This window comes from Bacteroides sp. MSK.18.37 (assembly GCF_019129155.2).
In the GTDB taxonomy this organism is placed as follows: Bacteria; Bacteroidota; Bacteroidia; order Bacteroidales; family Bacteroidaceae; genus Bacteroides; species Bacteroides ovatus.
In genome coordinates, this window is the sequence record NZ_JAHOIB020000001.1 from 4,338,698 (window position 1) to 4,364,404 (window position 25,707).

Here is a 25,707-nt window from a genome sequence, read left to right on the forward strand (position 1 = left end):
ATTTATATTGGATATCTATTTCTTTTTTTGCTCGCTTGCAGAAGATTAAGATTTGTAAACGGGTAGGAGTGGGGCGGAAAGAGACTTTTCGATCTGATGTAGGGAGGTGTTTGGCGGTACGGCTTCTTTTTGTTACTTTTGTGCGAATATAAAAAAGGAAAGGATTGAAGATATGGAAAATGAAAAGCCGTTGATACTTGTTTCAAATGACGATGGCGTGATGGCTAAAGGGATTAATGAACTGGTGAAGTTTCTTCGCCCTTTGGGAGATATTGTGGTAATGGCACCTGATGCTCCGCGCTCGGGCAGTGGTTGTGCGCTGACGGTGACGCAGCCTGTTCATTACCAGTTAGTAAAGAAAGAAGTAGGTTTAACTGTTTATAAATGTTCGGGAACACCGACCGATTGTATCAAATTGGCACGGAACACAGTGCTCGACCGGACACCGGACTTGGTAGTCGGCGGTATCAATCATGGAGACAACTCTGCCACTAACGTGCATTATTCCGGCACAATGGGAGTGGTATTCGAAGGCTGTTTGAATGGAATCCCTTCTATAGGCTTCTCTTTGTGCAATCATGCACCCGATGCCGATTTTGAAGCTACCGGACCTTATATTCGCAGTATTGCCGCCATGGTACTGGAAAAAGGACTTCCTCCTTTAACCTGTCTGAACGTAAACTTCCCGGATACGACCGATATCAAAGGAATCAAAATCTGTGAACAGGCAAAAGGTCGTTGGACGAACGAATGGGCTGCCTGTCCCCGTCTGAACGATCCGAATTATTTCTGGTTGACCGGTGAATTTACCGATCACGAACTTGAAAATGAGAGGAACGATCATTGGGCTTTGGCAAATGGCTATGTTGCTATCACTCCGACCACGGTTGATGTGACAGCTTATCACTTTATGGATGAACTTAACAAATGGTTTAGTTAACTATCAACTATCATGAAGTATTATCTGATTGTCGGCGAAGCTTCCGGCGACTTGCACGCTTCTCATCTGATGGCTGCCTTAAAGGCAGAAGATCCGCAGGCTGATTTCCGGTTTTTCGGAGGTGATTTGATGGCTGCCGTCGGAGGAACGATGGTGAAGCATTATAAAGAACTGGCATACATGGGTTTTATTCCCGTGTTGCTCCATCTGCGCACTATCTTTGCAAATATGAAGCGTTGTAAAGGAGATATTGTTTCCTGGCAACCGGATGTTGTTATTCTGGTGGACTATCCGGGATTCAATCTGGATATAGCCAAGTTTGTCCATGCAAAGACACAGATCCCGGTTTATTATTATATTTCTCCGAAGATATGGGCCTGGAAAGAGTATCGCATCAAGAATATAAAACGAGATGTAGACGAACTTTTCTCCATTCTTCCTTTTGAAGTAGAGTTCTTCGAAGGAAAGCATCAATACCCCATCCACTATGTTGGAAATCCTACCGTGGATGAGGTGGTGGCTTATCAGAAAGCTCATCCGAAAAATAAGGATCAGTTTATTGCGGAGAATCAACTGGAAGAAAAACCGGTAATAGCTCTTCTTGCAGGTAGCCGGAAACAGGAAATCAAAGATAATCTACCAGATATGTTGAAGGCTGCTTCTGCTTTTCCCGATTATCAGCTTGTTCTGGCGGGTGCTCCTGCCATTGCTCCTGAATATTATAAAAAATATGTAGGAGAGTCGAAAGTGAAAATCATTTTCGATCAAACCTATCGTTTGTTGCAACACGCAGATGTGGCGTTGGTCACTTCAGGCACGGCTACTCTTGAGACGGCATTGTTCCGTGTTCCCCAAGTCGTTTGTTATTACACTCCGATAGGGAAAGTGGTTTCCTTCTTGCGGCGTCATATCTTGACCGTGAAATTTATTTCGTTGGTTAATCTGATTGCCGACCGTGAAGTGGTAAAAGAGTTGGTGGCGGATACGATGACCGTGAAGAATATGCAAAATGAATTGAAAAATATCATTGAAAATGAAGCATATAGAAATGAAATGCTTTTGGGATATGAATATGTGGCGGAACGGTTGGGACCTGCCGGTGCTCCCTGTCATGCAGCTCGTGAAATGCTGCGCTTGTTGAAAAAATAACTTTCTTTTTCTGAATAAACGTAAAGCCGATGCAGTAATTGCACGGCTTTTTTATTTATTAAGCAGAAGACTAAAAAAAGAAAGGAAAAAGATATGAAAAAATTTAAGTGGCTTTTAGGAATGTTGTTATTGGCATTAGTGCCAATGTTGCAATCATGTGATGATGATGGTTATTCTATCGGAGATTTCAGTTGGGATTGGGCGACCGTTCGGGCAACCGGTGGAGGAGGTTATTATTTGGAAGGTGATCGTTGGGGATTGATTGATCCGGTTGCTACTTCCATACCTTGGTTTAAACCGGTAGACGGTGAACGTGTAGTGGCCTTTTTCAATCCTTTGTATGACATGGAAGGAGGAAAAGGAGTTCAGGTGAAAATGGAAGGTGTACAGGAATTGTTGACAAAGGAAGTGGAAGATATGACCACAGAGGAAGAAGCGGTGGAATTCGGCAATGATCCTATCCTGATTTATCAGGGTGACATGTGGTTGGGAGGAAAATTCCTGAATGTTATTTTCCGTCAGGAGCTGCCTCGCTCGGAGAAACATCGTATCAGCCTTGTGCAAAATAAGATAGAAACGGGAGAACCATCAGAACCGGGAACATTGAATGTAGCTGAAGATGGTTACGTACATTTGGAACTGCGTTATAATACGTATGAGGATGTGACTGACTATTGGGGATGGGGACGAGTTTCTTATAATTTGGAAAAGTTCTTCCCAACGGAAAAAGATGCCGAATCAACAATGAAAGGTTTTAAAGTGACTATAAATTCAAGAGAACATGGAGAAGGAAGAGTGATCGTTCTTGATCTGGAACATCCGGTAGGTGTGCCGGAAGCTGCGAAGGATGTACACTCCACTTCTTCGATCCGATAACCTAACTATGATTTACTGTGTGTGAAAAAGGTCGGGATACTTCTATCGAAGTTCCCGACCTTTTGTATTGTGTGCAATTCTAATCGATGAGAAAAACTCCTGTTAGAACCATGTTAATGCATATAAGTAAACGACTGCTGCCGGTATGGCCATCAAAGAACTGTCAAACCGATCGAGCATCCCTCCATGTCCCGGAAGAATATTTCCCGAATCCTTTACGTGCAATTGGCGTTTTAGCAATGACTCCGTCAGGTCGCCCCATGTACCGAATATAACCACTACCAATGCCAGTCCTGCCCATTCCATCATTGACATAAATGGGAAGTAGTGAGCAAGTATAAAAGACACTCCGATTGCTACAACTCCGCCGCCGATAGAACCTTCCCATGATTTCTTGGGAGAGATGCGTTCAAAGAGTCGGTGTTTGCCTATCAGTGACCCGATGCAATAAGCACCCGTATCATTCAGCCAAAGGAAAATAAAGATGGATAACGGTAGAATCGGATTATAGCTTATGCTACTGAATTCCGATGCCGGATCATTATGGAAAGCCAATACATTCAGCAAAGCAAAAGGCAGACCGATATAAAGTTGGCTAAGCATCGAATAAGCCCAGTTAAGTACCGGGTTCTCCTTTTTCAGATACAACTCGCTAATCATCATGTAAAGCAATAAAAGCACATACGGGATGAATATTTTCGAATCGGCTGCATCAATGCAGAATCCCATGATTGCGAGGAATAAATAAGCCCCGCCGAGCATATTAATGGTCTTGTTTATCTTGACTCCTTCTGCGCGCATATTTACCAACTGTGCAAACTCATAAATAGTCAGTGCACTGATAACGGTAAACAGAATGCCAAAACTGAATGCGTCATAAAGGATGCACCCTACCAAGATGGCAACGAAGAGTACACCCGTAATAGCTCGTTTTATGAAATTGTTAATCAAAATCTATTCGTTTTAATTATTTGGACCCGTTAGCTTGTTCTTCTCCATTGGACTTACCCTCTACGGTAACTTTGCCTTCCACTGTAACCTTGTTACCTGCTGCGGCAACTTTGGTGTCAATGGGAGCTTGCTCCTCTGCAGTATTTTCAGCTTCTTCTTCTTTGATTTCTTTTTCTTCTTCTTTTAACTTTTGGGCAAGTTCCCTTTCAGCTCTTGCGGCATCCTGGCTTTCTTTAGCAGCCATGATTTCTTCCGAACGCGAAGCCCAGGGGCGTTTGCCGAAGATACGTTCAACGTCTTCCGCAAAGATTACCTCTTTGTCAATCAGTAATTGCGTCAGTTCGTTGTGACCTTCTTTGTGCTCTGACAGAATTCTCTTGGCGCGGTCATACTGCTCGTTCACCATTCTCTTGACTTCTTCGTCAATTAGTTCGGCTGTCTTTTCGCTGTATGGACGGTTGAAAGAATATTCATCGTTGTTGTAATAACATAAATTCGGCAGCTTGTCGCTCATACCTAAATAAGCAATCATACCGTATGCCTGTTTAGTCACTCTTTCCAAGTCGTTCATGGCACCAGTTGAAATGCGGCCGAGGAATAAATCTTCAGCGGCGCGTCCTCCTAAAGTAGCACACATTTCATCCAACATTTGCTCCTTAGTAGTAATCTGACGTTCTTCCGGCAGATACCAGGCAGCTCCTAATGCACGTCCGCGGGGAACGATAGTTACCTTAATCAACGGATTGGCATATTCCAATAACCAGGAGATAGAGGCGTGTCCTGCTTCATGCAAAGCGATGGAACGTCTTTCAGCTTCCGTAGTAATCTTGGTTTTCTTTTCCAGACCACCGATGATGCGGTCTACCGCATCCAGAAAGTCTTGCTTGCCTACAAATTTCTTTCCGTGGCGGGCAGCGATCAATGCAGCTTCATTGCAGACATTGGCGATATCCGCACCCGAGAATCCCGGAGTTTGGCGAGCCAGCAAGTCTACATCAACACTATCGTCTATTTTGATCGGGCGCAAATGCACACCAAATACTTCTTTACGTTCATTCAAGTCGGGCAGATCCACATGTATCTGACGGTCAAAACGTCCTGCACGGAGCAATGCTTTATCAAGTACGTCTACACGGTTAGTAGCAGCAAGGATAATTACACCGCTGTTGGAACCGAAACCGTCCATCTCTGTCAATAACTGGTTCAATGTGTTTTCGCGTTCGTCATTTCCTCCCATTGCAGGATTTTTGCCACGAGCACGTCCTACGGCATCAATCTCATCAATAAAGACGATACAAGGAGCTTTCTCTTTGGCCTGTTTAAACAAGTCGCGAACACGGGATGCACCTACACCCACAAACATTTCCACGAAGTCAGAACCTGCCAGTGAGAAGAAAGGAACATTAGCTTCACCCGCCACAGCTTTGGCAAGCAAAGTTTTACCGGTTCCCGGAGGGCCTACCAGCAATGCTCCTTTGGGTATCTTACCTCCCAAATCCGTATATTTCTGCGGTTCCTTCAAGAACTCTACAATTTCCTCTACCTCTTGTTTCGCTTCTGCCAAACCCGCTACATCCTTAAATGTAATCTTGATGGCTCCACCTTTTTCAAAAAGCTGGGCTTTTGATTTTCCTACGTTAAATACACCGCCAGGGCCACCACTGCCACCTCCGCTCATACGGCGCATGAAGAAGATCCATAACGCTACAAGCAAGACAAGCGGGAGTATCTGGATCAGGATTGCGGGAAAAATATCCGATTTGGGCGGATAGTCGGAAGAACCGTCAAAATGACCGGCTTCCTTTTCTGCCTGCAAAAACTCTTCCAGTTTATCGGTAGATGGCGTTCTACTTGTAATGATAGGGTTACGTCCCACTTTGGTAGAGTCCGCTCCAAAAACAGCCCCTACAGCAGTCGGTTTAAGAAAAGCTTCGATTGACTTATCTTCATAACCCAATACTTTGTTTACATAGCCCTTTTTTACGTAGTCCTGAAATTCACTGTAAGTTACAGCTTTACTTCCAGCTCCCTTTGAATCACTGCCCCACCAGAGGCCGAGAAGCATAAGGGCAATAATCATATACATCCAGTTCAGGTTGAACTTCGGCATATTAACCTTATTGTTAGGTTTATTGCTATTGTTATTATTGCTATTATTATTGTCCATAATCATTAATTAGTCTAGATCGGGGATTTGAGTAAGTTTGGCATCTGCCCAAAGGTGTTCAAGATTATAAAAATCTCTTGTCTCCGGTAAAAAGACGTGTACCAGTACATCGGCATAGTCCATTGCCACCCATTCAGCATTCCGGAGTCCATCGATTGCATAAGGTTTGCTATCCGCACCTTTGCGTGTAAATTCCTTGATTGAATCTACAATAGCACTCACTTGACTGGGAGAATTTCCCTGACAGATAACGAAATATTTACAGATGGTATCTTCTATGCTGGTTAAATCGGCAACGATTATCTTTTTACCTTTTTTCTCTTGAATTCCTTCTTTTATTTTTTCAATTAATACTTTAGTATCGTTCATTCCTGTAATTGAGATTAATAATTCATGTTCTCTATTTGTTTATAACAAAAAAAGGCAACCCTTTGTTTCTGATTATAAACGTGATATTTTTGACAAATATACGCTGATTTATTGGATACAAGAAAGTTATCCCTCAATTTTTGTGTTTTTTAGTGGAGATACTTTTGTTTGGAAAGCTTATTTGGACATTTTTGCAAAAAAAAATATCAGAATTGTTTTGAATTCCCAAAATATTTGTATCTTTGCACCCGCAAACGGAAATTATTGGGCTATGGTGTAATGGTAACACTACAGATTCTGGTCCTGTCATTCCTGGTTCGAATCCAGGTAGCCCAACAAAACACCAGCTTTTTACTGACAAAAACCCGCTAAAAATGCAATTTTAGCGGGTTTTTTTGTGCTTTGACAAATACCATCCGAAAAAAGTTGACGCTAATTCGGTGGCTAATTCGGTGACACGAATGCACGTTGATAGTTCGAAAAACGCTAATCTTATGAAAAGCCGTGCGGTTGATTGATAAAGAATAAATCCTTAAACTGGCTGTCGTCTTGTTTAGTAGAAAAGAAAAACAGGTTTTATAGCTCAAGTGAGTATAAAACCTGTTTCTAATTTTTCTAAATCGGGCAGAACTCTTATTCTTCTGCTTTTATTGATTCATCGATTACTTTGATCTTTTGTAATACCAGTTCCAAGTCTGCTTTCAACTTATCTACCTTGCGGTTCAATTCAGTCAGCAGGCTGCTGCCTTTCTTAGAAGTAGAAGTCAGGAAGCCTAGATTGTTCTCATAAGTCTGAAGCTCATTCTTCATATTCTCATAAGTACGTACCAGCTTTTCACGTTCTCTGTACAGAGATTGAGTACCGCTTCCCTGGATATTGCTGATATTCGAACGGAAGTTACTTAACTTCTTGTTGGAAGCATTGATGTTAAAGCGGTCGAATAACTGATCGATGATTCCGTGATACTGCTTGTATAACTTATCTTTTTCTTTGAACGGCACATGACCGATAGAGTTCCACTCTTTCATTAAATCCCGAACCAATGTACTTGCTTCTTCGGTATCCATGCTTTCATCAATAGCGGATAACTTCTCGATCAACGCTTTCTTCTTTTCCATATTCTCTGTTTCTACAGAACGTTGTGAAGAAGTAGCTTTGTTCTTTTGTTCGAAGAAGTAGTCGCAAGCTGTGATAAACCGTTTCCAGATAGCATCCGAGTGTTTCTTGGCAACCGGTCCGATGGTCTTCCATTCTTTTTGAAGTTTGGTCAGTGCATCGGCAGTTACTTTCCAGTCTGTACTATCTTTCAAGGCTTCCGCTTTTTCGCAGAGCGCTTTCTTCTTTTCCAGATTCTCGTTCATTCCTTCTTTCAGGCTCTTGAAGAATTCTCCTTTCTTCTTGAAGAAATCATCGCAGGCATGGCGGAAACGCTCGAAGATCTTCACATTCATCTTTTGGGGCGCAAAACCGATAGTTTTCCATTTGTTTTGCAAGGCAATCACTTCCTGGGTCTTGTTTTCCCAGGCAGAGAATGTTTTCAGTTCATCATACTCAATCGCTTCAACGATTTCGCAGATGACGGTTTTTTGATCCAAATTATGCTGTTCGGCTTCTTTCAACGATTCGAAGTGCTGCTGATGGCGGCGGTTGACAGCGGTAGAAGCTGCTTTGAACCGGTTCCATATTTCATCACGCAGTTCTTTGGCTACCGGACCTGTATCGCGGAACTCCTGATGTAACTTCTGAAGTTGGTGGAAAGCGGAAACAACATCTTCCTCGTCAGCCAACTTTTCGGCAGCTTCGCAGAGATGCGTTTTGATTTCCAGATTCTTTTTGAAGTCGTATTCGCGGAACTCATTGTTCAGTTTCAATAAATCGTAGAACTTCTCTACATATAATTGATAGTTTTTCCAAAGTTCATTCACTTTACCTTGCGGCACCAGTTTCGTATCATTCCATTGCTGTTGCAGCTTCTTGAACTCCGTATAAGATTTGTTGGCGTCATCTCCGGATTCCACCAATTCTTTCAGTTCTTCAATAATGGAAAGTTTCACTTGCAGGTTTTCTTCCTTTTGGCGTTCCAGCTCGGCAACCTGTTTACTGCGTTTTTCCTTGATAACCCCCATCAGGCGTTTGAATTCTTCTTCCGTCGGGTCCTCTTCGGCAACAAAATCTTCAATGTTTCCACCGTTGTCTGTAAACTGTACCTTAGCAGCTTCCAACTCGGCATTATGTAACTTGTAGAATGATTGTTTCAGATTGTCAATATCCTGCTTGTTCGCATTTTCAGCATCTTGCGCAAGCTCTTTTAGCTGGTTTAGTACATCTTCCTTAGTGGCAGGTTTAGGAGCTGCTTCAGGTTGAACTTCGGCAGTAACATCTTCAGCCGGAGTCTCTGTAATAGCTTCAGAAACCTCGACTGTTTTCTTTTCTTCTTCTAATTCCCCTTGGTTCAAGGGTTGATTAGTGTCATGAGCGTCCATCATTGTATATTAGTTTTGGGTCACAAATTAATGAAATAAAACGATTACTTCATACTATTTTGCTTATTTTTTTTTGTTTATCGTGTTTTTATGATAATAAAACGGTTATTCCCATGTACAACATCATTCCGATGATGTCATTTGTAATGGCTATAAACGGACCTGTTGCAATGGCTGGATCGATTTTGAACTTCTCCAGCGTCATCGGTACCAGTGTCCCGAAAATAGAAGCGAACATTACCACGGCAAACAAGCTGATGGATACGGAATAGGTGACCGTAGCCGTTGCGCCGAACCTGATAAAGTTGTAGGTGTATACTAATAAGGAGATAATAGTGGCATTAATTAAAGCTACTACCGATTCCTTGGTAATCTGCTTGAAGGTATTTTTAGCGTCCAGCGAGCTGTTTGCCAGACCCTGTACGATGATTGCCGAAGATTGTGTTCCGACATTTCCTCCTGTACCACCGATTAGCGGGATGTACAGTGCCATTTCGGGATGGGCAGCAAAGGTGGAGTCGAAATTACCCAATATCATAGAGTTGCCGATTCCGCCGATCATACCGATTAATAGCCAGGGGAGGCGGGCGGTGGTCTGTCTCAATACATTATCGTCTGTTTCTACGTCCTGCGAAAGACCGGATGCCAACTGATAGTCACGTTCCGACTGCTCACGGACTTCATCCATGACGTCGTCGACGGTGATTTGTCCCACAAGCCGACCGATACTGTCGACAACAGGGATAGCCACCAAGTCATACTTCTCAATCGCCTGTACTACCTCGTCAATGGGAGTATCTACGTGTACCGAAATCGGATCTTTCTGCATCACGTGTTTCACTTTCGATACAGAAGGGGAAGTAATCATCTTTTTGAGCGGGAAGATACCTCGCAGACGTTCGTCATCGTCGATGACATATACATAATAGATTTCGTCCAGCTCTTCCGCCTGTTGACGCATCTCTTTCAGACATTCGGGCATACTCCAGTTCTCGTTGACGAGTACCATTTCCGTACCCATCAAACCACCGGCGGTATTTTCGTCGTATTTCAACAAGTCGACAATGTCACCTGCCTGTTCAATGTCCTCGATGTGCGAAAGAACCTCTTCCTGCTTATCTTCATCGAGTTCACGCATCAGGTCTACGGCATCGTCCGTATCCATGTAGTCAACGAAGCGTTTGGCGATTGTCTCCGAAGGAAGCATTTCGAGCAGTTCTTTACGAGCGTCTTCGTCCATTTCGACAAGCACGTCGGCGGCAATTTCATTATCGAGCAGGCGATAGATGAATTTAGCCTCTTCCGGATTCAGGTCATTGCACAATTCGGCAATGTCGGCCGGATGGAGGTCGATGAGAAGCCCTTTTACCGTATCGGCATCTTTTTGCTCAATAAGGTGTTTAACGTTGTCAATGTATTCCTCGTTCATCGTTGTCAATTACAAATTACGAATTACAAAATCCAGTTCTCTGCTTACTGCTGCCCGTAGATCGGTTATAGGTTGTTGCCTGCCGTCTTTAATGCTTCTTCCACTTTATTGGTCAGGTCGATAAATTCTGCTACCGATAGTTGTTCCGGACGTTTATTAAATAAGATGTTCTCCGTGAGTGGACAATCTTTGCCTAAAATAGGTTTAATAGAGTTGCGCAATGTTTTGCGTCGTTGGTTGAAAGTCGTTTTCACTACCTGTTTGAACAGTTTCTCGTCACATCCCAATTCTTTAGTTTCGTTGCGCGTCATGCGGATAACAGCACTTTTCACTTTGGGAGGCGGATTAAACACGTGCTCACTCACTGTGAATAGGTATTCCACTTTATACCATGCCTGAATCAATACGCTAAGGATACCGTAAGTCTTGCTGCCCGGTCCGGCTGCAATACGTTCGGCTACCTCTTTTTGAATCATTCCCGTACAGCAGGGGACGATATCTTTGTTGTCTAGCATCTTGAAAAAGATCTGGCTGGAGATGTTATACGGATAATTACCGGTCAGTACGAAAGGTGTGCCGTCGAATAGCCGGTGAAGGTTCATTTTCAGAAAGTCATCTTCGATGATGTGGTCCTCCAACGACGGATAAGCTTCGCGAAGATAGGCAACCGACTCATAGTCAACTTCTACGACCTTTATCAACCGGTCTTTTTTCACCAAAAACTGGGTCAATACTCCCATGCCCGGTCCCACCTCCAAAATAGGCAGTTCAGGGAAGGTGTCGACAGTATCGGCAATATCTTGCGCAACTTTCAGATCTTTCAGAAAGTGTTGTCCGAGAAACTTTTTAGGCTTTACTAATTTCATTTACCAACTAAATAATTACTTTTGCAGTCGACAAAGGTAATTCTTTTAAATGAAGAACGTACCACTATTTATTAAAAAATAAATGATGTGTCAGCGAAGCTAATGAAGAATTAAGGATGAAGAAACTATTAAAAAAGACGCTGAAACTGATATTACCGGTTGTTTTAGGCGGCTTTATCTTATTCTGGGTGTATCGCGACTTTGATTTTACAAAAGCGGGCGATGTATTATTACACGGTACAAATTGGTGGTGGATGCTCTTCTCATTAGTGTTCGGGGTGTTCGCGCAAGTCTTTCGTGGATGGCGGTGGAGGCAGACACTGGAACCGTTGGACGCTTTCCCGAAAAAGAGCGATTGCGTGAATGCTATCTTCATTTCTTATGCCGCCAGTCTGGTAGTTCCCCGGATCGGGGAAGTGAGCCGCTGCGGGGTCTTGGCGAAATATGATAACGTCTCGTTTGCCAAGTCGTTGGGAACAGTCGTTACGGAGCGATTGGTCGATACATTGACGATTCTTCTCATCACAGGCATCACAGTCTTGCTTCAATTACCGATATTCGTTACCTTTCTTCAACAGACCGGAACAAAAATCCCTTCTCTTGTTCATCTCCTGACTTCGGTATGGTTTTATATCATCCTGTTTTGTTTTATCGGTGTGGCGATCCTTCTTTATTATTTAAGAAAAACGCTGTTCTTCTATGAACGGGTGAAAGGCTTTGTACTTAATATATGGGAGGGGATTATGTCTTTAAAGGGAGTACGCAACATTCCTCTCTTTATTTTTTATACACTGGCCATTTGGGCGTGTTATTTTCTCCATTTCTATTTCACATTCTATTGTTTCGCCTTTACGGCACATTTAGGAATTCTAGCAGCATTGGTCATGTTTGTAGGTGGTACGTTTGCCGTGATTGTGCCTACTCCCAACGGGGCGGGACCGTGGCATTTCGCTATCATTTCTATGATGATGCTTTATGGGGTAAATGTGACGGATGCCGGAATCTTTGCCCTGATTGTGCATGGTATTCAAACCTTTCTGGTTGTTCTGTTGGGTATCTATGGCTTTGCTGCCCTGTCGTTCACTAACAGACATCGAGGGTGAAATTTTAGCTAAAAGTGTGTATTCTTAAATGTTTTTGCTGACGTCCTTTGCCATCTGAAAACTTTTCCATAACTTGGCACTGTTTAATTATTAGATTTAAAATCGTTTTAAAATATTTATTATGAGTACCATTCTTTCTTTAGCTCCACAAAACGTGTGGAAGCATTTTTATTCGTTGACACAGATTCCTCGTCCGTCAGGACACATGGAAAAAATAACAGAATTTCTTCTAGGTTTTGGAAAAGGTTTGGGTCTGGAGTCTTTTGTAGACGAAGCAGGTAATGTAATTATCCGTAAACCGGCGACTCCGGGTATGGAAAACCGGAAAGGTGTAATTCTTCAGGCGCACATGGATATGGTTCCGCAGAAGAACAACGATACTGTACACGATTTTGAAAAAGATCTGATTGAAACTTATATAGACGGTGACTGGGTAAAGGCAAAAGGTACTACTTTGGGTGCGGACAACGGACTGGGAGTAGCTGCCATCATGGCCGTGCTGGAAGCAAAAGACCTGAAACACGGCCCTCTGGAAGCTCTTGTCACTAAAGACGAAGAAACCGGCATGTACGGTGCATTTGGCTTGAAGCCGGGTACCCTGAACGGTGAAATCCTTTTGAATCTGGATTCCGAAGATGAAGGTGAATTGTATATCGGTTGTGCCGGAGGTATGGACGTAACTGCTACCCTGGAATATAAGGAAGTAGCTCCCGAAGCAGGAGATATCGCAGTGAAAGTTACTTTGAAAGGATTACGCGGCGGACATTCGGGATTGGAAATCAATGAAGGACGTGCCAATGCCAATAAGTTGCTGGTTCGTTTCGTTCGTGAAGCGGTTGCCAGCTATGAAGCCCGTTTGGCTAGCTGGGAAGGTGGTAATATGCGTAATGCTATCCCACGTGAAGCACATGCGGTTATTACCATTCCGGCTGAAAATGAAGAAGAACTGCTGGGCTTGGTGAAATACTGCGAAAACCTGTTCAACGAAGAATATTCAGCTATTGAAACTCCGATCAGTTTTACGGCTGAACGTGTAGAACTTCCTGCCGGTGAAGTACCTGAAGAAATTCAGGACAATCTGATTGATGCAATCTTTGCTTGTCAGAACGGTGTGACACGTATGATCCCTACTGTTCCAGATACGGTAGAAACTTCTTCCAACCTTGCTATTATAACGATTGGTGAAGGAAAGGCAGCCATTAAGATTCTGGCTCGCAGTTCAAGCGATAGCATGAAAGAATATCTGACTACCAGCCTGGAGTCTTGTTTCTCTATGGCAGGGATGAAGGTAGAGATGACAGGCGGATATTCCGGTTGGCAACCTGATGTAAATTCTCCGATTTTGCATGCGATGAAGTCATCCTATAAACAACAGTTTGGTGTAGAACCTGCAGTGAAAGTGATTCACGCTGGCTTGGAATGTGGTATTATCGGTGCTATTATTCCGGGATTGGACATGATTTCTTTTGGTCCGACTTTGCGTTCACCGCATTCACCGGACGAAAGAGCGTTGATTCCTACCGTACAGAAGTTCTATGACTTCCTGGTGGCAACTTTGGAGCAAACTCCAATGAAATAACGTATTTCTCTTTATATAAATATTCTCCTATTATATAATAGGTGACCATAGTGAAGGCACGGATGATATTTCATCTGTGCCTTTTTTTCATATTTATTGCAGCGTATATTACAATTCTGCTTTATAACAAATAAATTAATTGATGCAAATCAAGAAATATGCTATAAAACATAAATTTCTCTCTTTTTTAGATCAATGTATAAACAAAGGCTGTATTTTTGTGTTGTAAAACATGTAATTAGGAGGATAACAAAATGAAAAGTTTAAAAAGATTGTTTAGAAAGATCGGCGAAGCCGATGTACATGTTTGGGGATATTCAACAATTAATACCAAACCAAACAAGTAAGTTTTATTTTTTAGTTTTCAGGAATTAGTAATTTAAAAGGTTTAAAGATTATGGCAAAGAAAATGGGTTCTTTAGTTAGAAAAATCCTTAGTGAAGTAGGTCGTAATGAAATGCTTTCATGGGGGTACAGAATTGAGAAATGAGAACAAGTACATTAACTAAGTTTAGAGTGGGGATACGTTATTAAATACGATATCCCCATTTTTTATATCTAAAATTTTATATAGAGTTGTTTTAGCTAACAACTGTGGCGGGGGATCTGTTTCAGTGTCAGTTCCTCCTTTAATTTCTGTGTTTGGGTACACTGTCTTTTGCCACTTGGGCTGGAATGTATCACATGCGAGTTTGGCTGATTTTACTATCATACCCTCACCGAATCACTTGAAAGCCTTTGTTCATCGATGTTACAAAGGGTGAGGGTAACTGTGATTGTAGGGTGAGGGTAATTTTTACTCTCACCCTACAATTATACCTGTAATAAGTGCTTAATAGTTGATTTATAGTAAGTTGTATGCTGATTTGTCTGGTACTAATACATGAAAGATGATGTATTTGTGTCTGATAACTGGCGTAATATTATCTGGAATAACAGGCTGAACGAGATAATAGATACGGATGAATTAATTGTATTCCGTAAGGTTTCGATTGGCTTCTCCATAGGGGAAAATCAGTTTCAAGCTTGTGAACAGTTTGTTTCATACGCTTGAAACACTTAGTTTCAAGGTATTAAACACTTAGTTTCAAGGTATTAAACACTTAGTTTTCCGGTGTGAAACTGGTAGTTTCATTACTTGAAACTGTTGGTCTCAAGGCATAAAACAGCTTGTTCACCGGCATGAACAAGCCATTTTATGTAGAGGTGCTGCAAATTATTGAGTGTCTTCTATGAATATGCCCGGATTCTTATAAACGAGACAGTGTGTAAGATACCTCTATCTTGCACGCATCTGCAACGGTATCTTGCACTGCTTCAAATACTTGTATATCAGTTGACTATCGCTGGTTTAGTGTAAGGTGCAAGATACTTTTGCATTTATGAACTTGTAAGAGATAGGTGAATCTTATTGCAGAAGATAAACTTTTCAATTAAATAATAAACCGAGTGGCAGTTTTTGGACTTTTTATTTTATTCCAGAGCGAGTTGATTAATAGGCTAATGTTTATACAATATGGTATGGGGCTGATAGCTTGATAAAAGCTTTTTTTAAGCTAAAAAGTACAAATCTTTAAACTTTATTTCCTTACTTTGTTATTTATAAGAGTGAGACTTATAGCAAACTTAAACTAGAAAGATTATGAAAGTAAAGCAGATTTGTATGATGGTGCTGCTATGGTTGGGAGTGATTCCGGCGGTACAGGCACAAACTTTCGACAAATTATGGAAAGAAGTGGAGCAAGCGGAGAAAAAGAGCTTGCCTAAGACTGTGATAAAACTGTCTGATGAGATTTATCAGAAAGGGGAAAAAGAGAAAAACTCTCCACAAATGCTCAAAGCATATACGTGGCGGATGAAATATCGGGAAATGTTGAATCCCGACAGTCTTTACGCTGATTTGAAAGGACTGGAACAATGGGTGAAACAGACTGACCAACCAATGGATCGCGCCATCCTACACTCTTTGATAGCGGGAATCTATGCAGATTATGCAGCCAGCAACCAGTGGCAACTCCGCCAACGGACAGAAATCGTAGACCAGACACCTGCTACCGATATGCGTGAATGGACAGCCAATATGTTCATCGAAAAAGTGCGGACAAATATAAAGGAGGCATTGGCCGATTCTGTATTGCTGCTCAAAACGTCCTCACGCGGCTATATTCCTTTTGTAGAATTGGGGGAAACGAGCGAATACTATCACCATGATATGTATCATTTATTGGCTTCCCGTAGCATTGAAGCACTGCAACGGGTGGAAGAATTGGGTAACAGGATTACTAATGACGGTACTGTGAATCCGGTCAAACAAGATATAATAGCTATTTATGGGAATATGATTTCCGCTTATAAAGCAACCGGATTAAAAGAAGGTTATGTGTTGACAGCACTTAACTACCTGGAATGGAGATGGAATGCTGATCGGAATATTCGACCTCTGCAGGCTAAGGGCGAACTTCCGGTACTGACGGAAGATACTTATCTGAAAGCTTTGAACAGATTGAAAAACAAGTATGCTTCCGAACCCATCTGTGCCGAAGTCTATTTGGCAGAAGCCCGATATACTATTGGAAAACAACAGCAGCTCAATGCATTGCAGCTTTGCGATGAGGCAATCCGCCTTTATTCAGGCTATCGCAGAATCAATGCTTTGAAAAATCTTCGGGAAGAGATATTGGCTCCTTATTTGAATGTTAATGCATCCGATTTGGCTTTTCCGAACGAAGAGATAGAATTAAGGGTCTCACACAAAAATCTGGATGGTTTCACTGTCCGTCTTTATCAGGCGAAGAAACTGATAAAGGAACAACATTACGCTGTGCTTCGTCCGAAAGATTATCAGACGCAGGACACTGTGTTTACATTCAAAGCTCCTGAACTTGGATCTTACGTGATGCGTATCATACCGGATATTCGTGCGAAGAGAGATAGTGAAAGCAAGTTTGATGTAACACGTTTCAAAGTGCTGACGTGCCGTTTGCCGGACAAACAGTATCAAGTGGTGACGCTGGATGGACAGACAGGGCATCCTATTCCCCATGCGAAAGTGACGATGTACAGTAATGACGAAAAAGTGTTGCAGGAGTTTACGACAAACGAAGAGGGTAAGGTCGTATTTCCCTGGAAATCCGAATACCGCTATCTGAAAGCTTCCAAGGGGACGGATACGGCAATGCCGAAACAAGGCATTTATGCAGGAAGTTACGGATATTACGGCGACGAAGATAAAGTGACTGAAAATATGACTTTATTGACCGACCGTTCTTTGTATCGTCCCGGACAGACTGTGTATGTGAAGGGAATTGCTTATTCTCAACAATCGGATACGGCGAATGTACTTCCGAACAAGGAATATACGGTGACTTTATTGGATGTAAACAATCAGGAAGTAGGGCAGAAGTCGGTACGTACCAATGAGTTCGGTTCGTTTACCACCGATTTCGCATTGCCTTCGGCCTGTCTGAACGGAATGTTTTCTTTGAAAGCGGGAAGAGGCCATACAGGCATTCGGGTAGAAGATTATAAACGTCCGACATTTGATATCACTTTTGAAAAGCAACAAGGAAGTTACAAACTGGGTGATGAGGTACAGGTGAAGGGTAAGGTACAATCTTATAGTGGTGTGCTGCTTCAGGATCTTCTGGTGAAATATACGGTAAAGCGTTCTGCATACAGCCTTTGGCGGTTTGCGGAATCTGTGCAGATTGCTTCCGGTGAAGTGATGGCCAATGAGAATGGAGAATTCACGATACCGGTTCGTTTGCAGGAAAGTGACTCTTATAAGAATAATGATAAGGTATATTATCGTTATTCCATTGAGGCCACTGTTACCAATGTGGCAGGTGAAACACAATCTTCTACGGACGTGATTTCGGCAGGAAACCGTTCGTTGATTTTGCAGGTGGAATTGCAAGATAAGACTTGCAAGGATCAACCCTTCGAAACAATGTTTAAAGTGCAGAACCTGAATGGACAACCTGTGGAGGTGAAGGGGAATTATTACTTGTACCCTGCCAAAGACAAGGACTTTAAGCAGTTGGAAGAGAAACCGGTTGCAACGGGAACCTTTACTTCTAATGAAGACATGACGCTCGACTGGAAGAATCTTCCATCGGGACCTTATGTGCTGAAAGCATCAGTGAAAGATAATCAGGGCAAGGAAGTGACTGCTGACACCAACACGATTCTTTTCTCTGTTGAGGACAAACGTCCGCCTGTAGAAACGACGATGTGGTTCTATGGTGCAAATACGGAATTTGATGCTGCCCATCCGGCCGTGTTCTGTTTCGGTACGTCGAAAAAAGATGCTTATGTGATGATGAACGTATTTTCCGGTGATAAATTGCTGGAGAGCAAGACGTTGAATTTGTCAGATACGATTGTACGTTTCGAGTATCCATATCGGGAAAGTTATGGGGATGGTGTCTTTGTGAATCTCTGTATGGTGAGGGACGGACAGGTTTATCAGGAACAGGTGCGGCTGACCAAACGGATTCCTGATAAGACACTGACTATGAAGTGGGAAGTGTTCCGTGATAAATTGCGTCCGGGACAAAAGGAAGAATGGAAGCTGACGATTAAAACGCCGCAAGGACAAGCTGCTAACGCGGAAATGCTGGCAACGATGTATGATGCTTCCTTGGATAAAATATGGAATCGGCAACAGAATTTCCAAATCTATTATAACCAGATTGTCCCATATTCTAACTGGATGAGTGGATATTCCGGCAATAATTCATTCAACTACTGGTGGAATACGAAGAGTCTCAAAGTGCCATCACTGGAGTATGACCATTTTGTGATGCTATCGGACTATTATAATAATGGAAGAGATTTGGGTGAAGTAATAGTGAGAGGATATGGCTCGACGAGAAAGTTGACGGTGACAGGTAGCGTTTCGACATTGGACGTTGCAACTTTAAGGAGTAATGCGCCAAAGATGAAATCGGCTATGGCTGCTGATGCCATGACTAATGTTGAATTTCAATCGGAAATGATACCCACGGGAGAAAAAGCGGATGAGGCATCTGACAACGAAATGCTTCCCGAAGCATCTGCTGACTTGCGTACCAATTTAGCAGAAACAGCATTCTTCTATCCTCAACTTCGCACCAATGAACAGGGAGAGATCTCTTTCTCATTCACGATGCCTGAAAGTCTGACGCGTTGGAACTTCCGTGGATATTCTCATACAAAGGGAATGTTGACGGGAACATTGGATGGCGAAGCTACCACAAGCAAAGAATTTATGCTGACTCCTAATCTCCCTCGTTTTGTGCGTGTGGGTGATAAGACTTCTCTGGCAGCTTCTATCTCTAATATGACTGGTAAGCCGCAAGCCGGAACGGTCAGTCTGGTCCTTTTTGACCCGATGACAGAGAAGGTTATCAGTACACAAAAACAGAAATTCAGCCTTGCTGCCGGAAAGACAATGGGTGTGGACTTCCAGTTTATCGTTAGTGATAAATACGAAATAGTGGGATGCCGGATGATTGCCGACAGTGGTACTTTCAGCGATGGAGAACAACAGTTGCTTCCGGTTCTTAGCAATAAAGAGCATTTGGTGGAGACACTTCCAATGCCAGTGCGTGGAGAAGAAACCCGTACTTTCTCACTCGATCATCTGTTCAATCAACAAAGTAAAACAGCCACAGATCGTAAACTAACTGTTGAATTTACAGGAAACCCGGCTTGGTATGCCGTTCAGGCATTGCCTTCATTGAGTCTTCCGACAAGTAATAACGCTATTTCCTGGGCTACTGCCTACTATGCCAATACATTGGCTTCGTTTATCATGAACAGTCAGCCGAAGATCAAAGCGGTATTTGAAAGTTGGAAACTGCAAGGAGGTACGAAAGAAACGTTCTTGAGCAATCTGCAAAAGAATCAGGAAGTGAAGAATATCATTTTGTCCGAGTCTCCCTGGGTACTCGAAGCACAGACGGAAGAGCAACAGAAAGAGCGCATCGCCACCTTGTTTGATTTGAATAACATCCGTAGTAATAATATCGCAGCTTTGACTCGATTGCAGGAGTTACAGAACTCAAATGGGGCATGGTCCTGGTATAAAGGAATGAACGGGAGTCGATCTGTAACTACCTATATCGCCGAACTGAATGCCCGTCTGGCTATGCTGACAGGTGAGAAATTAAGCGGATCGGCTCTTTCCTTGCAACAGAAGGCTTTCGCTTACCTTCATCAATCAGCTTTGGACGAGTATAAGGAAATCCTGAAAGCACAGAAAGACGGTGTGAAGTTTACTGGCGTTTCGGGCAGTATTCTGCAATATTTGTATCTCATCGCTATTTCGGGAGAGCAGGTACCCGCAGCCAATAAAGCGGCTTATACCTATTATCTTTCTAAGGTAGGAGAATTGCTGACTTCTCCTTCGATGGATACAAAAGCGATTGCCGCCATTGTGCTTGATAAAGCCGGACGCAAGAAGGAAGCGCAGGAATTTGTCGCTTCTCTGAAAGAACATCTGACGAAGACAGATGAACAGGGAATGTTCTTTGCTTTCAACGAGAATCCATATACATGGGGCGGAATGCAGATGCAGGCTCATGTAGATGTGATGGAAGCGCTGGAACAGACAGGTGGCAATACCGATACAGTGGAAGAAATGAAACTTTGGTTGTTGAAGCAAAAGCAGACACAACAGTGGAATTCTCCGGTAGCTACTGCCGATGCGGTATTTGCATTGCTGATGAAGGGCGCTAATTTACTCGACAATCAGGGAGATGTACGGATTGTGATTGCTAATGAAGTGCTGGAAACTGTTAGTCCAAGTAAAACGACTGTTCCTGGATTGGGATATATCAAACGTTCTTTCACACAGAAGAATGTGGTGGATGCCCGCAAGATTGAAGTGGAAAAGAGAAATCCGGGTATTGCTTGGGGAGCTGTGTATGCAGAATTTGAATCTCCTGTCAGTGATGTGAAACAACAGGGCGGCGACCTGAATGTTGAGAAACAGTTGTATGTGGAGCGTACGATGAATAACGTGCCTCAATTACAGCCTATTACTGCCAAAACGGTTCTTCAGGTAGGTGATAAAGTCGTTTCCCGTTTGAGCATCCGCGTAGACCGTCCGATGGACTTTGTACAGTTGAAAGATCAGCGGGGCGCTTGTTTCGAACCGATCGGCAGTATCTCCGGTTATCGTTGGAACAACGGGCTTGGCTATTACGTAGACATCAAAGATGCATCGACTAATTTCTTCTTCGATCATTTAGGAAAGGGTGTATACGTGTTGGAATATAGTTACCGTGTCAGTCGTGCAGGAACTTACGAAACTGGTTTGGCAACTATGCAGTGTGCTTATGCACCGGAATACGCTTCGCATTCTGCTTCGATGACAATTATTATTAAATAGTTCCGGCAGGGGATTTTTATTCTCACCGACGAGCGAGGCGTTCCTCACCGATGAAGAGGGTGTTCCTCACCGAGGAAGGCATCCTTCGTCGGTGAGGAACTTTTTTCTTATAAACAGGGGCTTACAAGGACTGCTATTAAGTAAAGTCTTTTCCCAATCTGTGTTAATCTGTGTAATCTGTGGTGAAAAACTCATCTAAAACCCCTACATTTGTGCACCAAAATAAAAAATATCGCATGAAACGTAGTTTACTATCTATATTATCTTTACTTACTGTCGCTTTGGCAGCCGTTGCCCAACCTCGTATCTCTTCAAATAAAGAGACACATAACTTCGGACAAATTGAGTGGAAACGTCCGGTGACAGTGGAATATACCATCACTAACACGGGAAACCAGCCATTGGTACTGACCAACGTCACAACCTCTTGTGCCTGTGCCGTGGCCGACTGGACCAAAGAACCGATTGCCCCGGGAGGAAAAGGAGTAGTAAAAGCTTCTTTTGACGCAAAAGCGTTAGGACATTTTGAAAAGTCGATAGGAATATATAGCAATGCCAGTCCGAGCTTGGTCTATCTGAAGTTTACCGGTGAAGTAGTGCAGGAAATAAAAGATTATACAAAGCTACTTCCTTATACAATTGGAAATATTCGTTTAGATCGTGATGAGTTTGCTTTCCCCGATGTCTATCGCGGACAGCAGCCTTCATTGACCTTTGATATCGCCAATCTTTCGGATCGTCCTTACGAACCGGTATTGATGCATCTGCCTCCTTATCTGAAAATGGAAGCGGAACCCAAAGTCTTGTTGAAAGGCAAGAAAGGAACTATCAAACTGACGCTGGATGCGAGCCAGCTAAAAGATTACGGATTGACACAGACTTCTGTCTACCTTTCTCGTTTCTCCGGTGATAAGGTGAGCGAAGATAATGAAATACCGGTTTCGGCCATTCTTCTTCCCGACTTCTCTCGTATGACGGAAAAAGATTCTTTGAACGCTCCTGCCATGCACATTTCGGAAACGGATATTGATCTTAGTATCCCGTTGATAAAGAAGAATAAGGTAAGCCATGATATATTGATAGCCAATTCCGGAAAGACTCCGTTAGTCATCAGTAAGTTGCAGGTATTCAATTCATCGGTAGGAGTGAGCCTGAAGAAGACAGTCCTTCCTCCGGATGGAATGACGAAGCTCAAAGTAACTATTCGTAAGCGTGACGTAGGTAATAAGAAGCATCATTTACGTATCCTGATGATAACAAATGATCCGTTACGCCCGAAAGTTGAAATCAATATCAAACGCTAAATCCTATGATTATGGAACATCCTGAAAATAGTGAAGAATATAAGGGGCTTGTTGTCAATAAAGGCATTGAGCAACCCTCATCTGTGAATCCCTACTTAAAGCGGAAACCTAAGAAACGCCAACTTTCAGTAGCAGAGTTTGTAGAAGGTATCGTAAAAGGTGATGTCACCATATTGAGTCAGGCTGTGACATTGGTTGAAAGCGTAAAGCCTGAACATCAGGCTGTTTCACAGGAAATCATAGAGAAGTGTCTGCCATTTTCCGGTAATTCGATTCGGATTGGTATCAGCGGCGTTCCCGGTGCAGGAAAGAGTACGTCGATAGATGTATTCGGTCTGCATGTACTCGAAAAGGGGGGCAAACTGGCGGTATTGGCCATCGACCCTAGTAGTGAGCGTAGTAAAGGCAGTATCTTAGGGGATAAAACGCGTATGGAGCAGCTTTCCGTGCATCCTAAATCGTTTATCCGCCCTAGTCCGTCAGCCGGTTCTTTGGGAGGAGTGGCACGCAAAACACGTGAGACGATTATTCTTTGTGAAGCTGCCGGATTCGATAAGATTTTTGTGGAGACCGTAGGAGTGGGACAAAGCGAAACGGCTGTTCACTCGATGGTTGATTTTTTCCTGTTGATTCAGTTGTCCGGTACGGGCGATGAACTGCAAGGGATTAAGCGTGGTATTATGGAGATGGCGGATGGTATCGTTATCAATAAGGCCGATGGAGATAATCTGGAACGTGCCAAGTTGGCTGCCACTCAATTCCGTAATGCATTGCATCTGTTTCCTGCACCTGAATCCGGATGGATTCCCAAAGTATTGACTTACTCCGGTTTTTATAACCTGGGAGTGAAGGAGGTCTGGGACATGATTTACGAATACATTGACTTTGTGAAAGAAAACGGCTATTTTGAATATCGCCGCAACGAACAAAGTAAATACTGGATGTATGAAAGCATCAATGAACAACTTCGTGACAGCTTTTATCATAATCCGAAGATTGAAGCGATGCTCTTAGAAAAAGAACAGCAGGTATTGAAAGGTAACCTGACTTCGTTTATAGCTGCAAGAAGCTTGCTCGATACTTATTTTGAGGATTTGAAATGAGACTTTAAATGATAATAAGATTCTGATTCTTAAAGAATACATTTAGCATAAGCGGGTAGGAAACGTCAGTCTTTCTACCCGCTTGTACTATTAATGAGGCTTTTCTGCTTTTTCAAGATCAGCTCTCGATTTACTTTGAGTTACAATATATACTCCCAGGAATACAAGTGCGATAGCAATCCCTTTCTCCCAGCCGAAACTTCCGATACCCATCGCGATTGCTGCAATCGTAGCCACGATGGGTTGCATATAATTGTACATACTGACTACCGTAGGACGGAGCAGCCTCTGCGCAGTCATAATGCAGAGATATGCGAGGAAACTACCTCCTAATACGACATAAAGTACCTGTAGAATGGCGACAGTGGAAACAGAAGTCCATTGAATCGTAGAAATATCATAATAGGAGAACGGAATGTAACACATTGAAGCATATATGAACATCCATTTATTAATCGTTACTGCCGAATATCGTTGAGACAATCCCTTGAATACAGTCAGGTATATGGAGAAACTGATTTGTGCAACGAGACAAAGTAAGTCACCAATCAGGCTTCCATTTCCGTTGCTTCCTGCCTGGCTGCTCATAATGAGAATAAGTGCTCCCATCGCACCTACAAAAATCCCCAGTACTTTCTTATTGGTAATAGGTTCTTTCAAGTAAATGGCCGCTACAACCATTGTTACAATCGGTAGAGTGGTAGTTACGATAGAAGCATCAATAGGAGAAGTCATAGAAAGCCCGAAGATGAACACTCCTTGATTGAATACTAGTGCAAACAGTGAAGCAAAGAAGATTTTCAGCATATCTTGATGATTCACATGTTCCTGTTTGCAAAACATGGAAAGGATCCAGAAAGCGGCTGCTGCCCCCACCATGCGGAACGTAGTTACAGAAATTGGAGAAAACTCTTGAAGAGCCGACTTACCGATGGGAGACATTAATCCCCACATAACGTTTGCTGTAAGCGCAAACAAATGACCATACAGGTTCTTACTTTTGTCCATGTTGATACTATTTATTTTACCATATCTCTGATATCATTAACAATCAAATAGAGAAAACGGTTGCAAAGGTAGTCTTTTATCGTATGATTTGTTTATATTTGCCTTGATTAAACTTGAATATTATGGAACAACAAGCCAATTATATCCGTCGTATCGAGATACACGGACTATGGGAACGCTTTAATATAGGATGGGATTTGCGTCCCGATGTGAACATCCTCTCCGGCATCAACGGAGTGGGGAAGACTACCATTCTGAACCGTTCGGTGGGATACCTCGAAGAACTTTCCGGTGAAATGAAAAGTGACGAGAAGAACGGAGTGCGTCTCTTTTTCGACAATCCCCAGGCAACCTATATTCCTTATGACGTCATCCGGAGCTACGACCGTCCCCTGATTATGGGTGACTTCACAGCCCGCATGGCCGACAAGAATGTAAAGTCTGAACTGGACTGGCAGCTCTATCTCTTGCAACGCCGTTACCTCGATTATCAGGTCAACATTGGTAATAAGATGATTGAAATGCTTTCCAGCATTGATGAAGAAGAGCGTCGTAAAGCAGCTACATTATCTGTAGCCAAACGTCGTTTTCAGGATATGATTGACGAACTGTTCAGCTATACACGCAAAAAGATAGACAGGAAACGGAACGATATCGCTTTCTATCAGGATGGCGACCTATTATTCCCTTATAAACTGTCGTCCGGTGAAAAGCAAATGCTGGTTATCCTGCTGACCGTACTCGTGCAGGACAACAGCCATTGTGTATTGTTTATGGATGAGCCGGAAGCCTCCCTTCATATAGAATGGCAGCAGAAACTGATTGCTATGATACGTGAACTGAATCCGAATGTGCAGATTATCCTGACTACCCATTCGCCTGCCGTCATTATGGAAGGCTGGCTGGATGCCGTGACAGAAGTAAGCGATATATCTACCACCGTAGGGCACAAGCTCGACAAGGATTCTCCCAACTGTAATTTGTAATTCGTAACCTGTAAT

At 42.8% G+C, this 25,707-nt stretch carries 17 protein-coding genes and 1 tRNA gene; 11 read left to right on the top strand and 7 right to left on the bottom strand.

Going from position 1 to position 25,707, the window contains the following annotated elements; genetic code table 11:
- The first annotated feature begins 172 nt into the window (after positions 1-172).
- From surE to KSX81_RS16745, 3 genes are all read left to right on the top strand, one after another.
- Positions 173-940, top strand: coding sequence for a 5'/3'-nucleotidase SurE (gene surE / locus KSX81_RS16735; protein ID WP_004305393.1), 768 nt, complete (start codon positions 173-175; stop codon positions 938-940).
- A 12-nt stretch (positions 941-952) separates the two neighbouring features.
- Positions 953-2,089: a lipid-A-disaccharide synthase gene (lpxB, locus tag KSX81_RS16740; RefSeq protein WP_004301397.1), complete on the top strand. Its 1,137-nt coding sequence runs from the start codon at positions 953-955 to the stop codon at positions 2,087-2,089.
- Between the two features lie 93 nt (positions 2,090-2,182).
- Positions 2,183-2,965 carry a NigD-like protein gene (locus KSX81_RS16745; RefSeq protein ID WP_004301399.1) on the top strand — a complete coding sequence of 261 codons (783 nt, stop codon included), beginning with the start codon at positions 2,183-2,185 and terminating at the stop codon, positions 2,963-2,965.
- A 102-nt stretch (positions 2,966-3,067) separates the two neighbouring features.
- Here the strand turns inward: KSX81_RS16745 and KSX81_RS16750 are convergent, their stop codons facing one another.
- The 3 genes from KSX81_RS16750 to rsfS are packed head-to-tail and all read right to left on the bottom strand — an operon-like array spanning position 3,068 to position 6,452.
- Complete coding sequence (locus KSX81_RS16750) at positions 3,068-3,916, bottom strand: phosphatidate cytidylyltransferase (RefSeq protein WP_004301401.1); 849 nt, start codon at positions 3,914-3,916, stop codon at positions 3,068-3,070.
- 16 nt (positions 3,917-3,932) lie between these two features.
- Positions 3,933-6,083: an ATP-dependent zinc metalloprotease FtsH gene (gene ftsH / locus KSX81_RS16755; protein WP_044918366.1), complete on the bottom strand. Its 2,151-nt coding sequence runs from the start codon at positions 6,081-6,083 to the stop codon at positions 3,933-3,935.
- 9 nt (positions 6,084-6,092) lie between these two features.
- Positions 6,093-6,452: a ribosome silencing factor gene (rsfS, locus tag KSX81_RS16760; protein ID WP_004301405.1), complete on the bottom strand. Its 360-nt coding sequence runs from the start codon at positions 6,450-6,452 to the stop codon at positions 6,093-6,095.
- Between the two features lie 265 nt (positions 6,453-6,717).
- On the opposite strand from rsfS, the gene KSX81_RS16765 reads away from it, so the two are divergent.
- Positions 6,718-6,788, top strand: a tRNA-Gln gene (locus KSX81_RS16765).
- Positions 6,789-7,085: 297 nt separating this feature from the next.
- On the opposite strand, the gene KSX81_RS16770 is transcribed toward KSX81_RS16765, so the two are convergent.
- From KSX81_RS16770 to rsmA, 3 genes are all read right to left on the bottom strand, one after another.
- On the bottom strand, positions 7,086-8,939 hold the full coding sequence (locus KSX81_RS16770; RefSeq protein WP_004301408.1) for a DUF349 domain-containing protein: 1,854 nt from the start codon (positions 8,937-8,939) through the stop codon (positions 7,086-7,088).
- An 85-nt stretch (positions 8,940-9,024) separates the two neighbouring features.
- Entirely contained in the window at positions 9,025-10,365 is a 1,341-nt protein-coding gene (mgtE, locus tag KSX81_RS16775) for a magnesium transporter (protein ID WP_004301409.1), read from the bottom strand.
- Positions 10,366-10,430: 65 nt separating this feature from the next.
- Entirely contained in the window at positions 10,431-11,231 is an 801-nt protein-coding gene (rsmA, locus tag KSX81_RS16780) for a 16S rRNA (adenine(1518)-N(6)/adenine(1519)-N(6))-dimethyltransferase RsmA (RefSeq protein ID WP_004301411.1), read from the bottom strand.
- Positions 11,232-11,347: 116 nt separating this feature from the next.
- Between rsmA and KSX81_RS16785 the strand changes: the two genes are divergently transcribed.
- The 6 genes from KSX81_RS16785 to meaB all read left to right on the top strand — a co-directional run bounded on the left by KSX81_RS16785 (position 11,348) and on the right by meaB (position 23,698).
- Positions 11,348-12,334, top strand: a complete 987-nt coding sequence (locus KSX81_RS16785) for a lysylphosphatidylglycerol synthase transmembrane domain-containing protein (RefSeq protein WP_004301414.1) — start codon at positions 11,348-11,350, stop codon at positions 12,332-12,334.
- A 121-nt stretch (positions 12,335-12,455) separates the two neighbouring features.
- Complete coding sequence (locus KSX81_RS16790) at positions 12,456-13,913, top strand: aminoacyl-histidine dipeptidase (RefSeq protein ID WP_004320988.1); 1,458 nt, start codon at positions 12,456-12,458, stop codon at positions 13,911-13,913.
- 883 nt (positions 13,914-14,796) lie between these two features.
- Positions 14,797-14,967 carry a hypothetical protein gene (locus KSX81_RS16795; protein WP_004301421.1) on the top strand — a complete coding sequence of 57 codons (171 nt, stop codon included), beginning with the start codon at positions 14,797-14,799 and terminating at the stop codon, positions 14,965-14,967.
- 588 nt (positions 14,968-15,555) lie between these two features.
- The gene (locus KSX81_RS16800) at positions 15,556-21,291 is read left to right on the top strand and encodes an alpha-2-macroglobulin family protein (protein ID WP_004301424.1); all 5,736 of its coding nucleotides are present in this window, start codon (positions 15,556-15,558) and stop codon (positions 21,289-21,291) included.
- Positions 21,292-21,527: 236 nt separating this feature from the next.
- On the top strand, positions 21,528-22,595 hold the full coding sequence (locus KSX81_RS16805) for a DUF1573 domain-containing protein (RefSeq protein ID WP_004301426.1): 1,068 nt from the start codon (positions 21,528-21,530) through the stop codon (positions 22,593-22,595).
- A gap of 11 nt (positions 22,596-22,606) precedes the next feature.
- Entirely contained in the window at positions 22,607-23,698 is a 1,092-nt protein-coding gene (meaB, locus tag KSX81_RS16810; RefSeq protein WP_004320987.1) for a methylmalonyl Co-A mutase-associated GTPase MeaB, read from the top strand.
- Positions 23,699-23,788: 90 nt separating this feature from the next.
- On the opposite strand, the gene KSX81_RS16815 is transcribed toward meaB, so the two are convergent.
- Entirely contained in the window at positions 23,789-24,706 is a 918-nt protein-coding gene (locus tag KSX81_RS16815; RefSeq protein WP_004301430.1) for a DMT family transporter, read from the bottom strand.
- A gap of 122 nt (positions 24,707-24,828) precedes the next feature.
- Here KSX81_RS16815 and KSX81_RS16820 point away from each other — a divergent pair, with 122 nt between their 5' ends.
- Positions 24,829-25,692 (top strand): AAA family ATPase, encoded by an 864-nt coding sequence (locus KSX81_RS16820; protein WP_004301432.1) that lies wholly within the window; start codon positions 24,829-24,831, stop codon positions 25,690-25,692.
- Positions 25,693-25,707: the final 15 nt, after the last annotated feature.